Origin of the sequence: uncultured Xanthomarina sp., from assembly GCF_963971605.1 — a bacterium.
GTDB lineage: Bacteria > Bacteroidota > Bacteroidia > Flavobacteriales > Flavobacteriaceae > Xanthomarina > Xanthomarina gelatinilytica.
Window position 1 is genome coordinate 170,365 of record NZ_CAXATZ010000001.1, and the last position, 15,714, is coordinate 186,078.

General features: G+C 35.1%; 11 protein-coding genes and 1 tRNA gene. 9 read left to right on the top strand and 3 right to left on the bottom strand.

Annotated elements, in window-relative coordinates; translation table 11 throughout:
• Positions 1-5 precede the first annotated feature (5 nt).
• Together AACY93_RS00815 and AACY93_RS00820 are read left to right on the top strand one after the other, a co-directional pair.
• Positions 6-2,429: an outer membrane beta-barrel family protein gene (locus tag AACY93_RS00815; protein WP_286853052.1), complete on the top strand. Its 2,424-nt coding sequence runs from the start codon at positions 6-8 to the stop codon at positions 2,427-2,429.
• A 49-nt stretch (positions 2,430-2,478) separates the two neighbouring features.
• The gene (locus tag AACY93_RS00820; RefSeq protein WP_286853051.1) at positions 2,479-2,907 is read left to right on the top strand and encodes a hypothetical protein; all 429 of its coding nucleotides are present in this window, start codon (positions 2,479-2,481) and stop codon (positions 2,905-2,907) included.
• A 169-nt stretch (positions 2,908-3,076) separates the two neighbouring features.
• Here AACY93_RS00820 and AACY93_RS00825 read toward each other — a convergent pair whose 3' ends face one another.
• Entirely contained in the window at positions 3,077-4,186 is a 1,110-nt protein-coding gene (locus AACY93_RS00825) for a hypothetical protein (protein WP_286853050.1), read from the bottom strand.
• A gap of 61 nt (positions 4,187-4,247) precedes the next feature.
• On the opposite strand from AACY93_RS00825, the gene AACY93_RS00830 reads away from it, so the two are divergent.
• Both AACY93_RS00830 and dusB read left to right on the top strand, forming a co-directional pair.
• Entirely contained in the window at positions 4,248-5,471 is a 1,224-nt protein-coding gene (locus AACY93_RS00830) for a M28 family peptidase (RefSeq protein ID WP_286853049.1), read from the top strand.
• Positions 5,472-5,512: 41 nt separating this feature from the next.
• Positions 5,513-6,505, top strand: coding sequence for a tRNA dihydrouridine synthase DusB (gene dusB, locus AACY93_RS00835; RefSeq protein WP_286853048.1), 993 nt, complete (start codon positions 5,513-5,515; stop codon positions 6,503-6,505).
• Positions 6,506-6,535: 30 nt separating this feature from the next.
• Here dusB and AACY93_RS00840 read toward each other — a convergent pair whose 3' ends face one another.
• Entirely contained in the window at positions 6,536-7,741 is a 1,206-nt protein-coding gene (locus AACY93_RS00840; protein ID WP_286853047.1) for an ABC transporter permease, read from the bottom strand.
• A gap of 68 nt (positions 7,742-7,809) precedes the next feature.
• Positions 7,810-8,205 carry a 30S ribosome-binding factor RbfA gene (gene rbfA / locus AACY93_RS00845; RefSeq protein ID WP_286853046.1) on the bottom strand — a complete coding sequence of 132 codons (396 nt, stop codon included), beginning with the start codon at positions 8,203-8,205 and terminating at the stop codon, positions 7,810-7,812.
• Positions 8,206-8,379: 174 nt separating this feature from the next.
• Here rbfA and mce point away from each other — a divergent pair, with 174 nt between their 5' ends.
• The 5 genes from mce to AACY93_RS00870 all read left to right on the top strand — a co-directional run bounded on the left by mce (position 8,380) and on the right by AACY93_RS00870 (position 15,699).
• Positions 8,380-8,784, top strand: a complete 405-nt coding sequence (gene mce, locus AACY93_RS00850; protein WP_286853045.1) for a methylmalonyl-CoA epimerase — start codon at positions 8,380-8,382, stop codon at positions 8,782-8,784.
• Positions 8,785-8,870: 86 nt separating this feature from the next.
• Positions 8,871-8,944: transfer RNA gene (locus tag AACY93_RS00855), tRNA-Ile, on the top strand.
• Between the two features lie 119 nt (positions 8,945-9,063).
• Positions 9,064-9,399, top strand: a complete 336-nt coding sequence (locus tag AACY93_RS00860; RefSeq protein ID WP_007647194.1) for a DUF6150 family protein — start codon at positions 9,064-9,066, stop codon at positions 9,397-9,399.
• A gap of 78 nt (positions 9,400-9,477) precedes the next feature.
• Positions 9,478-10,239: a patatin-like phospholipase family protein gene (locus AACY93_RS00865; protein WP_286853044.1), complete on the top strand. Its 762-nt coding sequence runs from the start codon at positions 9,478-9,480 to the stop codon at positions 10,237-10,239.
• 351 nt (positions 10,240-10,590) lie between these two features.
• Positions 10,591-15,699, top strand: coding sequence for a translocation/assembly module TamB (locus AACY93_RS00870; RefSeq protein ID WP_286853043.1), 5,109 nt, complete (start codon positions 10,591-10,593; stop codon positions 15,697-15,699).
• The last annotated feature ends 15 nt before the right edge of the window (positions 15,700-15,714 follow it).

The following is a 15,714-nucleotide window of genomic DNA, read 5'->3' on the forward strand; positions in this document are numbered from 1 at the left end:
ATCTTATGAGTTTTAAGTTAAATTTTTTTTACGTTTTTGTTGTCTTTTTGTTACCATTTACAGTGATGGCTCAAGATGTTTCCATTACAGGAACTGTAAAAGACATAGACCATAATCCTGTTTATTTTGCCAATGCATTGTTGCTGTCTGTAAAAGATTCCACTGCCATTAAAGGCACATCTACTAACGAACAAGGTTTTTTTGAACTAAAAAATGTTCAAGAAGAGGATTATCTTATTAAAATAAGTTTTATAGGTTTTAAAGATTATACCGAATTTGTTAGTGTGTCTTCTAAAGATATAAGTCTTGGTGATATCACCTTAGAAGAAAATAATGAAGCTTTAGACGAAGTCAATATTGTAGTGAACAAACCTACCATAAAGAAAGAAGCAGACAAACTGGTTTTTGGGGTTGAAAACACAGCGCTTTCTGAAGGTAGCTTGCTTCAAGTAGTAAAAAGTACTCCAGGAGTTTTGGTTTTGGATGGGCAAATATCTGTTAAAGGTTCTGCGCCAACAGTTTACATAAACAATAGAAAAGTGCAGCTGTCCATGGATGAATTATTGCAGCTGTTGGAAGGTTCTCCAGCCAATGCCATAAAATCTGTTGAGGTTATTACCAATCCATCTGCTAGTTATGATGCTGAAAGCGGAGTGGTTTTGAACATTCTTATGAGTAAAAACCTGGTTACAGGCTATAGAGGTAGTGTTTTTGCAAATTACACCCAAGGTGTATTTCCTAGATACAATGCAGGAATGACTAATTATTTTAAAACAGACAAAGTTAATTTATTTGCCAATTATAGCTATACGGACGACAAAATAAACAGGGACAACGACGATGGTGTTTATTACCTCGATACCAATGGTCAAGTTGATGAATTTTGGAAATCATCCGTTAACAGAAATACCTGGAGCAAATCGCATAACCTGAATTTCAACATTGATTTTCTACTAAATGAGGCAAACACCTTAAGTGTATCTTCCAACATGTTATGGACACCATATTACAAATACAACATAGATAACAATACGAATGTCTATAATGCAAACAAAGTATTTCAATCCCGTTTTGAGGCAGCTAACATGGCGAATGACGATAAATACAATTTAGGTTTTGATTTGGATTATGTACATCAATTTACAAAAGGAAGTTTGGCGCTTAATGGGCATTATACCATTTATGACTATAACAGATTTCAAGAATCCTTAAGCAATTATTACGATCAGAATAATAACTTTATAGAGCCTACAGCTTTTAATACAGATGCCAATCAAGAAACACAAATCATAACCTCTCAGTTGGATTATAAATTGCCTATAAACGACACATCTTATTTTGATGCTGGAATAAAATTCTCCAATGTGCAAACAAACAGTGATGTGACACGCTACGATTATGATTTTAACACCAATCAAGAGATTTTGGATGTAACAAACTCCAGTACTTTTGATTATAACGAAAATGTGTTTGCTGCCTATTCCAATATTAAAAAAGAATGGGAAAAATGGCGTTTGCATGCAGGAATAAGAATGGAACAAACCTCTCTAGAAGGGATATCTTTAACCAACAATCAAACAGACAAACAAGATTATTTTGACTGGTTTCCCAATGTAAGTCTAACGTACCAAGCAGGTGAAGTCCTAAGTTTTTATGCTAATTATAAACGAAGTATAGAACGGCCAAACTATAAAGATTTAAATCCTTTTACTTTTTATTTGAACGACTATACCTTAGTGGTAGGTAATCCCAACCTCATGCCTACCTATAAAGACCATTATGTTGTTGGGTCTACTGTAAGCCCCTTTTTAACCTTGGAAGCATATTACATTCATAAAAATGATAACATTTTTGAAATACCTATTCAAAACAACCAAAGTAATGAAATTACTTATTCACCAATAAACATTGAAAAATCTATAGAATTTGGCTTTGATGTCATTTCTTATTTTAACGTAACAGATGCTTGGTTTGTTTACGCAGTAACCTCTTTTTACAATACTTACGATAAAACTGCTACTGTAAATGGTATTATTGAAGCTAAAAAATGGTCCAATTACAGTGTGTTAAGTAACGATTTCACCTTTTTAGAAGACCAAAGTTTAACAGCAAATTTAACTTTTATCTACATCTCTTCGAATGTCCAAGGATTTATGGATGTTGCTGGAAGGTTAGAATCTGAAATATCAGTATCAAAAACCATTTTAAATAAAAAAGCAGTGATTTCCTTAAGTGCTGCAGACCTATTCAATTTAGGGGATTTTGATACAACAACCAATTATTTAAACCAGCGTAGTTATTACAATACCAATTTAGACAACAGATATATAAAATTAGGTTTTAGGTATAAATTTGGAAATACCAAATTACAAACCAACGAACGCCAAATTGATATTAAGGAAAGAGAGCGTATTAAGGAAAGAGATTAGTTCTGCTTGTTAACACTTTACGTAACGGTAAGTAAAAACAATTATAAATATGAAAGATAAATTAACTCTGATACTATTTGTAATTGGGATGTTGCAAACATTGTATTCGCAGGATCAATTTAAAATAGATAAATCTAATAATTCCCGTCTTATAAAAATCCTGAATAACTCCGAATTGATTGGAGATATCGTTACGGACTATGTATCTGTAAGAATTTATAAAATGGATAACGGAAGTGGAAGTGCAGGACGCGAAAGCTGCGAAGTTTCATTTAACTTATTGGTTGCCGTATCTGAATTTGGTGAATACCCAAATCAAAATCTTTTCGAAATAGGCCAACTTTATAATCCCAAATTCATTAATTGGAATAATACGGAAGACAGCAAAATTGAATTTCAATTTGAACATGGAAATTTTAATAATAGAAAAACAATCACATTAGCAGTAAATGTTGAAGAATTAAAACTAATAAATTAAAATTCACACTCTATTTCTGTTTTACTAATTTTCAGCCTGTCAATCCTTTCGGTCTTGCCATTCTGCAATAGTGATATCAGTAGTTGGATATTTCAGCCTGTCAATCCTTTCAGTCTTGCCATTCTGCAATAGTGGTATCAGTAGTTGGATATTTCAGCCTGTCAATAATTTAGTCTTGCCATTCTGCAATAAACAAATTCGTGTCGTGACCACCACCATTATTTCTATTGGAAGAGAAAATAAGTTTTTTACCATCGTTGGAAAACACAGGAAAAGCATCAAAAGTATCGCTGTGGGTAATGCGTTTTAGGTTTTTACCATCAATATCTATCATATACAAATTAAAAGGGAAACCACGTTCAGACTCAAAATTTGAGGAGAATAGTATTTTTTCTCCAGATGGATGAAAAAATGGACTCCAATTGGCGTTTCCTAAATCGGTTAATTGACGTAATTCACTCCCATCAGCATTACAGATATAGAGTTCCATTTCGGTTGGTTGTACCAAGCCTTCGGCTAACAGATCTTTATATTCCTTAATGGCTTCTTCGGTTTTTGGTCTGGAAGAACGAAAAATGATTTTGGTGCCATCTGGCGAAAAGAAAGCGCCACCATCATAGCCTAGTTCAAAAGTAATCTGTGTCACATCGCTCCCGTCAATGTTCATGGTGTAAAGTTCCAAGTCGCCACTTCTATCGGAAGTGAACACAATTTTATCACCTTTGGGCGATACGGTTGGCTCTGCATCATAACCAGGTTCATTGGTTAGTTGGTTTACAATATTACCTTCTAGATCGGCCACAAAAATGTCGTATGTATCATAAATTGGCCAAATGTATTTTCCGTTTTTTCGTAAAGGTGTTTCAGGACAATCTTCGCCACCTAAATGTGTGGATGCATAAATGATATGTTTGTTATCTGGCAAGAAATACGCACATGTGGTCCTTCCTTTTCCAGTGCTTATCATTGGAGGCATCTTGTCCTTAAAGGTTTCATCGGCATTCATTAAAAACATTTGGTCACAGTTTACATTCCAGTCTTTATTGTTGGATTGAAACACTAACTGTTTGTCATCAAAGCTCCAATAAGCCTCTGCATTGTCACCACCAAAAGTGATTTGCTTTAAAGATTTAAAATGAACTTCATCTGCATAAATTAAGGTGTCTACCCATTTAGTGGCGCCAGTTTTGGCATCTTCAGTTTGTGTTTTTTTATTTTTACAGGATACAATGCTTGTTACCAATAACAAGCCAAAAAAAAGTTTTAAAAATAGAGACATAGATTAAAGTTTAAATAAGTGGCAATTATTCCATAATTTTGCCAAAAATAACATTAATAATATGAAGAAAATATCGTTACTGGTTCTTTTTATATCGCTTTTGGGTTGTAAACAGGAATATAGCTATAAAAACAAAATAAAAGAAGATGTTGCTTTTCTGGCAGATGATACATTAGAAGGTCGAGAAACTGGCACTAAAGGAGAACAAGCTGCTGCAGCATATATTGTAGAGCGATTTAAAGAATTGGGACTACAGCCAAAAGGAACCGAAGGATTTTATCAAACCTTTACCTTTAAACCTAAAAAAGGTCCTCATGGAGAAGTAGACTATACCAATGCAGGTGAAGACTCCACCATTACAGGAACCAATGTTTTGGCATATATAGACAATCAAGCAGAAAACACCATTATTATAGGAGCTCATTACGATCATTTAGGGTATGGCAGCGAAGGCTCTTTGCATAGAGGCTATAAAGAAATCCATAATGGAGCAGACGATAATGCCAGTGGCGTTGCCGTTATGTTGGATTTGGCTGGTAAGTTAAAAACAGCAAACAGCTCCAACAATTATTTGTTTATGGCTTTCTCTGGAGAAGAAATGGGCCTATTGGGCTCTAATTATTTTACTAAAAATGCTACCTTGGATTTAAGCAAAGCCAATTACATGATAAACATGGACATGGTAGGACGTTTAAAACAAGACAGCACCTTAGCTGTTTATGGTGTTGGAACCTCTCCACGTTGGAAACAAACCCTTTCAGCAACCAATCCTGGGTTTAAAATTGTTGAAAACGAATCTGGTGTTGGACCAAGTGACCACACTTCTTTTTACTTACAGGATATTCCAGTGCTGCACTTTTTTACAGGACAACATGACGATTATCACAAGCCTGGAGATGATACCGAAAAGTTGAATTTCGAAGGTATGGATGCCATTTCCAACTATATTTTTGATGTTATAACCGAATTGGATAAAAGTGGCAAATTGGCCTTTAGAAAAACCAAAAATGAAAGTGAAGAAACACCTCGTTTTAAAGTTGGTTTAGGTGTGGTTCCTGATTATTTGTTTGATGGGGAAGGCATGCGAGTAGATGGAATAAGCGAAGACAAACCTGCACAAAAAGCAGGTTTGCAAAAAGGAGATATTGTAATAAAACTTGGTGATAGCGCTATTGTGGATATGATGAGCTATATGAGGGCTTTATCGGTTTTTCAAGCTGGCGATTCCACACAAGTGGTAGTAAAAAGAGATGGTAAAACAGTTGAAGCAAGCATTCAATTTTAGTATATTTTTTCAAAAATCAAACTAATTAATACAAAAAAAAGGTGGTAAAAATAGGTCATATAGAACTTCCAGATTTTCCTTTGCTTTTAGCTCCCATGGAGGATGTAAGCGATCCACCTTTTCGTGCTTTGTGCAAGGAACAAGGTGCAGATGTGGTTTACACCGAATTCATTTCCAGTGAAGGTTTGATTCGGGAAGCAGCTAAAAGTGTCATGAAACTGGATATTTATGAAAAAGAACGTCCAGTAGGCATTCAAATTTTTGGAGCCAATTTAGAAAGCATGCTTCAAACCATAGATATTGTTGAAAAATCAAACCCAGATATCATAGACATTAATTTTGGGTGTCCTGTAAAAAAAGTTGTAAGTAAAGGTGCTGGAGCAGGTATTTTAAAAGATGTCTGTTTAATGGAGCAACTTACTGCCGAAATGGTGAAACGTACCAACATTCCCATAACCGTTAAAACCCGTTTGGGTTGGGACCACGATTCCATTAAAATTGTTGAGGTTGCCGAAAGATTACAAGATGTTGGTTGTAAAGCCATAGCCATTCATGGAAGAACCCGAGCCCAAATGTATAAAGGGCATGCAGATTGGAAGCCCATAGCAGAAGTGAAAAACAATCCAAGAATGCATATTCCCGTGTTTGGAAATGGCGATGTGGATTCTCCAGAACGTGCCATGGAAATGCGAGATGTGTATGGCCTGGATGGCTGTATGATTGGTCGTGCCACCATTGGAAACCCTTGGTTTTTTAAGCAGGTAAAGCATTTTTTTAAAACAGGGGAACATTTAGAACCTGTAAGCCTGGAAGAACGTGTAGAAGCTGCCAGAAGACATTTACAAATGGCCATAGACTGGAAAGGGGAGAAACTAGGTGTGTTTGAAACCAGAAGACATTATACCAATTATTTTAAAGGTATTCCAAATTTTAAGGAATATAGAATGAAAATGGTTACCAGTGACGAATCGAAAGATGTGTTTGCTGCTTTTGATGAAGTTTTGGATGCTTTTTCCGATTATCAGTTTGTGTAGCAAACAAACTCCAAATTCCACAAAAGAAAATTAGATAGACACCAGTTTTTTTGAAATCCTTACCGAAGCTATTTTTGAAGCAATGATGCCCAAAACGGAAATGGTTATAAAAACTATTAAGAGGTTTTCGGCTTTTAAAGTTACAGGATAGGGTAAACTTTGCGTGATCATTATCAACGAAAAGGTTTTTTGCAACCAAACAATAATGCAACCTATTAACAAACCTATCAAACCACCAAAAATGGTCATTAAACTTCCTTGAAGAAAAAAAATATTTCTAATGTTTGGAATGGTTGCTCCTAAATTAAAAAGCGTTTTTAAGCTGCTTTTTTTATCCAGAATCATCATAATCATGGAACCAATCACATTAAACAACGCAATTATCAATACCAAGGTAAAAATTAAATACACAGCTAAATTTTCGGTATTCAACATTTTGTAAAGCGCATCATTTAATTGGGCACTGTTTTTTAGAATGATCTTATCTCCCAAAACTGAAGTAATTTCTGTCCTGGCTTGGTCTTCTGTAGCCTCTTCTTTCAATTTAAACTCTAAAGAGGTCACTTCATTTTCATCAAAACCTAAAAGCGCTCTAGCCATGTCTATGGGAGCATAAATATACTTGTCGTTTAAGTTTTCATTAACATCAAAAACACCAACATTTACAGCATTAAAGGTATTAAAGGCCTGTTTTGCAGAAGTTATTTGCCCTTTTCCTGGTTTTGGGACATATAAATTGATGCGTTTGCCATAATCCAAAACCCCAAAGGACAAGGTATTGGCAATTCCCCAACCAGACACGATCTGGTTTGTTTTTTGGGTGAGCCAACTACCAAGTACTACCACGGAATCTATGGCGTTTACCTTTTCAAAATGTAGGTCAACACCTTTTATATAAGCACTTGTGTAACTTTTTTCCTCGAAGGTTACAAACACACGTTCCTCAATAATTTTTGAAAAGGAAGCAATACTTTCCAAGTTATTCAACTTAGAAAACTCATCTTCAGAAATTACAAAAGATTTCCCAGTAGAAGCTTCAGCTTTCAAATCTGGATCGATGATTGAAGTAAACTGCAGGGTAAAATCCTTTAAACCTGCAAAACCGGAAAGCACAATAAAAAGAGAGGCTGAGCCAAGAACAACGCCAATGGCAGCAATAATGGTAATAAAATTAATAGCATTGTTAGAGCTTTTGGAGAGCAAATAACGTTTGGCTATGTAGAGTGAGAAGTTCATAAATTACAACAGCTAAAACAGATTTAACTGACAAAAGGCTTTTATTGTGAAGGTTTTATTAAAACCGATTAAGATTTTTTACGTTTATCCAATAAATCTGGTTTTTTCAAAGGGTTCTCTTCACCTTTTAGAGACTTGTCTATCTTGTCTATATACTCCAACGAGTCATCAAGATAAAACTGAAGTTCAGGCATGCGTCTCAATTGGTTCTTGGTACGTTGTGCCAATTCATGCTTAATTAAAGGCGCATTGGATTTAATGCCTTGAATCAATTCTTTGCCTTTATCGTTAGGAAAGATGCTTAAATAGACCTTGGCAACCGATAGATCGACAGTTACCTTTACTTTAGTTACCGAAATAAGTATGCCTTGCATGCCACCTTGTGTTGCTGCTTTTTGAAGCACATCAACCAAGTCACGCTGTAACACAGATCCTATTTTTTTTTGTCTTTGACTTTCTTCCACAATACTAGTTTTTTTAATGCCTTATGCAATTTACACCCTTGGACATTGGTTTTCAAAAAAATCCATTAGGGATTTCTACCTTGCAAAAATAGGGATAATTAAAGATTATTGTATTTTTGAAGATACTAAATTAGTTTTAATAAATATAGATTTCCGTTTTCGGGAAACATTCATATGAATAAAATTGAACACATAGGTATTGCTGTTAAAGACTTAGACGCATCCAATCGTTTGTTTTCCAAATTATTTGGCAAACTACATTATAAAATAGAAGAAGTGGCCAGTGAAGGTGTCAATACCTCTTTTTTTCAAGTAGGGGAGAATAAAATAGAATTGCTTGAAGCCACTAAACCAGATAGTCCCATTGCCAAATTCATAGAGAAGAAAGGGGAGGGCATCCATCATATAGCTTTTGATGTTACAGACATTCATGCTGAAATAGCCAGGTTGAAAGACGAAGGTTTTATTGTTTTAAATGAGATACCTAAAAAAGGAGCAGATAACAAACTGGTAGCATTTTTACATCCTAAATCAACAAATGGTGTATTAATAGAGTTGTGCCAAGAAATAAAGGAATAAAAAATCTTGCAGTCTTTGAAAATATGTAGTAATATTGCACACTCTTTGTCAAAAAGAGACAAGTCGCGTTAGCTAAATGCTAAAAAGGTCCTATAACTCAGCTGGTTAGAGTATCTGACTCATAATCAGAAAGTCCCTGGTTCGAGCCCAGGTGGGACCACAGAAATGAAAAGAAACCTTTCGGGAAATCGAAAGGTTTTTTTATGGGCTCCAATTTTAACTAATGCACTTAAAACCAAAGCTTTTTGTATATTTAAGCAACACTTAAACCCTTTTTTCATGAAACTACTTATCTCTTTGTTTTTTGTGCTTAGCTTTGGATTTACTTGTTTTTCACAAAAGGTTTATTCCGTTCAATATGCCAATCAAGCCGATGTTAAGGTGTTTGTTGTGGATTATGAGAATCAGGCCGATTTAAAGGTTTTCAAAGTAAAATATGCCAATCAAGCTGGAAAAAATAATGGAAAATGGTTTTTCACAGAGTATGAAAATCAAGCAAAAAAAAGCATCTATTATGTAGATTATGAAAACCAAGCCGATTTAAAAATATATTTTGTTGATTATGAAAATCAAGCTGGTTGGCTTAACAAATCAAAACAGCATTTGATGTATTGATTCAATGTTTTCATAGGCTTCATGTTAAACAAAAATTTTACGTATTTTAGTTTGATGGTTATTTAAAATTAGCAATCAATGCAAAAGTCAATTAAACTGGGACTTGTTTTATCTGGTGGAGGTTATCGAGGGGTTGCTCATATAGGTGTTTTAAAAGCCATGGAAGAACTGGGGATAAAACCAGATTTTATATCTGGTACAAGTGCAGGAGCTATCGTGGGTTCCTTGTATGCTGCAGGATGTACATACAATGAGATTTTTGATGTGTTTATAAAAACCGAATTGTTTTCCTATCAAAATTACACATTTAAAAAACCTGGTTTAATTGATGGCTCTAAAATTGAAAAGCTTTTAAAAACACATTTAAAGGAAGATAGTTTTGAATGCTTAAAAATCCCCATGTTTATAGCCACTACCGATTTAATAGACGGCAAAACCCATTTTTTTAATAAAGGACCTCTTATAAAACCCATTATTGCCTCCTCTTCTGTTCCTGGTGTTTTTTCACCTATAGTTTTTAACGATTTATTATTATGCGATGGAGGAGTTACAAATAACTTTCCTATAGAGCCCTTACAGATTTGTTGCGATAAAATTATTGGTGTGTTTTTAAATTCGCTTTTGGAAACTTCCAAAAAACAATTAAAAACCACAAGATCTGTACTGGAACGCGCCTATAAGATTACACGTGTAAACGCTTCCGAAGATAAATTTAAGTTTTGTGATGTATTTATTGCTCCCAAAGAATTGGGAAAATATGAAATTTTTTCAAAATCGCATGCCAAAGAAGCTTTTGAAATGGGTTATCAGGAAGCAAAATTTCAATTAAGTGAACTATAATTGACACTCATTCCCTAGCCTTTTTCATAATAGCTTTTAACCGTTCTTTACGCAAAACTTTTTCAGCTTTTTCCTTCTTTATTTTTCTGTTCAAAAGCTTGCTATGCTTCGCTTTGTTTTTCGTGTTTTTTTGTCCCTTGGGTTTTGGCATGATATCCTTATATTTTATTTCTAAGCTATTGTACCTTATAAAAATGGCCCGTTTTTATCAATACGGGTTAAAATAGTGTAAAAATTTAGAAATTTGGTTACATTTCAATATCGTATTTCTGCGTTAAAGCTATTAATAAATAGAATAAAGCACCAATGCGCATTATTAAAATAATAAATTTGTAATTCAGATAAATTTGTTTGGAAAAAGAAGCACATAAAGACATACCAAAGCCAACCAAAAAGAAAAGGTTTAGATTCTTAAAAATAATCGGACGGATTGTTTTGGGCATTCTTGCGCTCTTATTTTTGCTTATTTTATTTATTAGAAGCCCTTGGGGACAAGACATAATTGTAACTAAAGCTGTATCCTTTCTGTCCAATAAAACACATACCAAAGTTGAAGTTGAAAAACTCTTTATCACTTTTGATGGCGACATACAACTGGATGGGCTTTATTTGGAAGACACCAAGGGAGACACTTTAATCTATTCAAAATCCTTGGAAGCCAATATGCCTTTGTGGTCTCTAATACAAGGTAATGGCATAGGCGTAGATGCCTTGGACTGGAAAGGGGTTCGAGCCAATATTGTTAGAACAGATACCGTTCAAGGGTTTAATTTTCAATTTTTAATCGATGCTTTTACCTCGCAGAACACAACAACTGTTGCAACAGACACCACCTCTTCTTCAATAAACCTGATTTTGGGACATTTATATTTTGAAGATTTCGATGTGGTTTATAACGATGCGGTTACAGGTATTGAAAGTCGTTTTAAAGTTGGGGAACTGATTGTAGATATGGATGAAACCGATTTGGAATCCATGATTTTTAAGGCTTCGGAACTGGAATTAACTCACAGCGATATCACCTTTATTCAAACAGCTGTTCCAAAGACTGAAGATTCAGAGTCTAGTACCTTACCAACTTTAACAGTAGATGAATTAACACTTACCAAGGTGTTTGCCAATTACCAAAACCAAACAGATAACATAGCGGCAATCTTGGACATTGAAGAACTATACACTGAAATTCCCAAAGTCGATCTGGTAAATCAGCAATTTGAAATTACTGAATTTAGCCTTAAAGACTCTTCCATTACCCTAAAAACTGAAACCGAAAAAAATGCTGTAACTGAAAAAGTAGAGGAGGTGTCAGAAGATATTGAGCAAGATATCTTGAAGTTTGAATGGCCAGATTTGCAATTGGACCTTGCCGAAATAGAACTGGAAAACAACAACTTCAGCTATTTGGTAAATAACGAAACAGGTAAAAAAGGAGTGTTTAATTCAAATGCCATTGTGTTAACAAACATAAACTTACAAGCCGAAGACATAAAGCTTAAAGACAAGATTGCCCATTTGCAGTTGGATGATGCGTCTTTTAAGGAGGTTTCTGGAATTCATTTAAAGAATTTGAAATTGTCTCTGGACGCTACAGATAAGCAGCTTAATATTTCAAATTTAAAAACCCAATTAAACAATAATGCCTTAAAAGGTCAGCTGCAATTGGACTATCCTTCCTTGGCACAGTTTATTAGCATGCCTGAACAATCTAGAGTGGCATTAAACCTGCCTTCATTTGTGGTTTCCCTTAAAGATTTGTTTTTAATCCAACCAAATTTAAAAGAGAACGACTATTTAAACACTTTAAGCGAAAAACGTATTACAGGTAACATTCAAGCTACAGGATATCTGGCTGATATTAACCTTTCAAAAATGACTGTTCGTTGGAATGACACAAAAGTTTCTGTTAAAGGAAACATTCAAAATATAACACATACAGATTCCATATCTTTTCAAATTCCTGAATTTTCAGTTAGTACCAAACGTTCAGACATCCTTCAGTTTGTAAAAGAAGACGATTTTGACGTAAGCCTTCCAGAAAACGTGGAGTTGGCAGGCACAGCTACAGGAAACTTAAACCTTATGGAAGCCAATGCTACTTTAACCACTTCACAAGGGATTGCAAAAATAGAAGGACAATTTAAAAACGATGAAACTTTAGCGTTTGATGCCAACTTAGAAATAGAAGAATATAAATTAAACGAATTACTTAAAAACGAAGAATTAGGCACGTTAAACCTTCAATTAAATATAGAAGGGAAAGGGGATAACATTAATAATTTAGATGCCAAACTTGAAGCAACCGTTTCCAGTTTTAAATACAATAATTATCAGGTAAACGATTTAAAACTGGTTGGTGATATTACAAATGGTACTGGAAACATCACTTCCAATTATAAAGATAAAAACTTGAACGCGAATTTATTTGCCACTGTGGTATTGGATTCCATTGCTCCAGAAATTACTGCAGAAATAAATATTATTGGAGCAGATTTGCAAGCCCTTGGCCTTATGGATCGCAACATTAAAACAGGCATGAACATCTATGCCGATTTTAAAGGCAACGGAAATAGTTTTGACCTGGCAACCATTGTGGACAAAGGTGTTGTGGTGTACGACAATAAAAGTTATTTGCTTGGAGATTTCAATGCTTTGGCACATGTTAGAAAAGATACCACATCAGTCTCCTTAAACAATAAAATGGTACAACTGCAGCTGGAATCCAATGCAGATCCACAAACCTGGCTGTCGTCTATAAAACAACATGTGTTGAGTTATTTTTATCGTGACGAAAAAGTTTCAGATAGCATTTCCAATCCTATTAATTTAAAATTAAGGGGAAAAATCAGTCAAGCACCAATTTTAAACGATGTGTTTTTGGTAAATGTTAAAGACCTTGACACCATTGATATTTCAGTGGATTTTGAAGAAGCAGAACGTAAACTGAAAGCAAATATTACAGCGCCAAAAATCAATTACAATGGTTACGAGTTGGATAGCTTGGCTTTTTCCATGGATACAGATGTAGATAAATTTAATTTTAATTTAGGCTTTAACAACATCCAGGCTGGACCCTTAAACATTCAAAAAACGGTGATTTCCGGAAACCAAACCAATAATGAATTGACTTTGGACTTTTTAGCATATCACGATACCGAAATTTTGGCCCAGATTTCCAGTAAGATTACTGGAAGTCGCGAGGAATTGCGATACCATGTTGTTCCAGGCAACCTTATTTTAAGCAAATCGGCGTGGACTATTCCAGATTCCAATGACATTCTTATTTACGATAAAAAACTGGTGTTCAACAATTTTAAAATGACCAAAGGCAATCAAGTCATTGAAATAACCGATGCGTTTCCTGAAATTCCCAAAGACCATGTGGCTATAGATTTTAAGAATTTTAATTTAAGCGGTTTTTTAAGTTATTTAAATCCAGACGATACGTTGGCTTCTGGAAACCTTAATGGCCATTTTATTTTGGAAGAACCTTTTGAGGATACAGGCATTGTGGCAGATTTAGATGTTCAGTCCCTTCGTGTAATGGATGTGGATTTAGGTGTTTTTAAGGTGGATGCCACATCTTTAGGAAACGATAGCTACGATTTTGATGCCAGCTTAAAAGAAGGAGAAGTGGATTTTGATTTTCACGGCGATTATGTGGCAAGTCAATCAGGTGCACGTTTGGATTTGGATTTAGATATCAATCAATTCAATATGAAAGCCCTTACAGGGTTTTCACAAGGGGAAATAACAGAAACAGCAGGTAGTTTCTCAGGGAATTTTAAATTATATGGCACGACCAAAGAACCAAAATACGAAGGCACTTTGAAATTTGAGGATGCCAATTTTAAAATAGCCATGTTCAATTCGGCTTTTACGCTTCAGGACGAAACCTTGAACATTGATAATTCCGGTTTGTCCATGGATCAATTTGTAATACGTGATGCCAATAGCAATACTTTTGAAATGTCTGGAAAAATAGGGACAAAATCGTTTATTAATCCCACTTTCAATTTGGAAGTAAGCGCCAACGACTTCCAAGTTATCAATGCCACAAAAGACGACAACGATTTTCTCTATGGACAAGCTAGTTTTGATGGAACGGCTACCATAACTGGCGATCTGCAAATACCTAAAGTAAACATGGACATGACAGTAAGTTCCGATACAGATATTACCTATGTCTTGCCATCGGCTACGGTCAATGTGGAAGAGCGTGATGGTGTGGTGATTTTTGTGAATAGGGAACATCCAGATGCTATTTTAACCAGGACCCAAGAGAAAACGGCAACCATTAAAGGGTTTGATATTTCAGCCCTCTTAAAAATTGGAAAAAAAGCCACTGTAACCATTATCATTGATGAAGAAACTGGCGATAATTTTAAGGTCTCGGGCGAAGGCGATTTTAACATGACCATGAATCCCAATGGGAATTTAAAACTCTCTGGGGTTTATGAGGTTTTGGATGGTCATTATGAATTAAATTTATACAAATTGGTTAACCGAAAGTTTAAATTGGTGCCAGGCAGTCGTGTTACTTGGTCTGGAGATCCTTTTGATGCGAAACTGGATGTCAAGGCACTTTATGAAGTAGAAGCCTCAGCCTCTTCCTTAATGGCTCCTGTATATTCTGGAGACGATCCTGCCGTTAAGGGGAAATTCCGTCAAGTACTGCCCTTTTATGTCTATCTAAACATTGATGGCCAACTTATGGAACCTGAAATTGCGTTTAATTTAGATATGCCAGAAGAGGAACAAGGTGCTGTTGGAGGTCAAGTGTACGGAAGGATTCAGCAGTTAAACAATCAAGAAGACGAATTGAACAAACAGGTCTTTTCCCTTTTGGTTTTAAATAGGTTCTACCCAGATCCTGGCAGTGATGGCAGTACAGGAGGAGTAGCATCCATAGCAAGGGACAATTTAAACGATGCCGTGGCAGATCAATTAAATGTGTTTACAGATAAATTATTGGGAAATTCAGGATTTGAACTCGATTTTGGTATCAATAGTTATACAGATTATCAAGGGACTTCACCACAACAACGAACCCAATTGGATATTGCTGCCCAGCAAAAATTGTTTGATGAAAGGTTGATTGTAAGGGTTGGAAGTGAAGTGGATATTGAAGGAAGTAGTTCCACGGGAGAAGAAACACCCATAATTGGTAATGTCAGTATCGAATATTTATTGACTGAAAGTGGCAGATATAGATTAAAAGGCTTTAGCAGAAATGAATTTGAAAATGTTATTGATGGCCAAACCGTTGTAAGTGGCATTGCGCTTATTTTTACCCAAGAGTTTAACAAATACAGCGAACTTTGGGATGCCTTGTTTAAAGCACAAACAGAACAAGAGAAAAAATTAAAGGCCGAAAAAGAGGCAGCCAAGAATGAGGCAGAGAAAAAAAGAAAAGAAAAAGAAGCAGCCACAAACAAAAGTATGGAGCAAAAAAAGAACTAATATAAAGTAGAACAA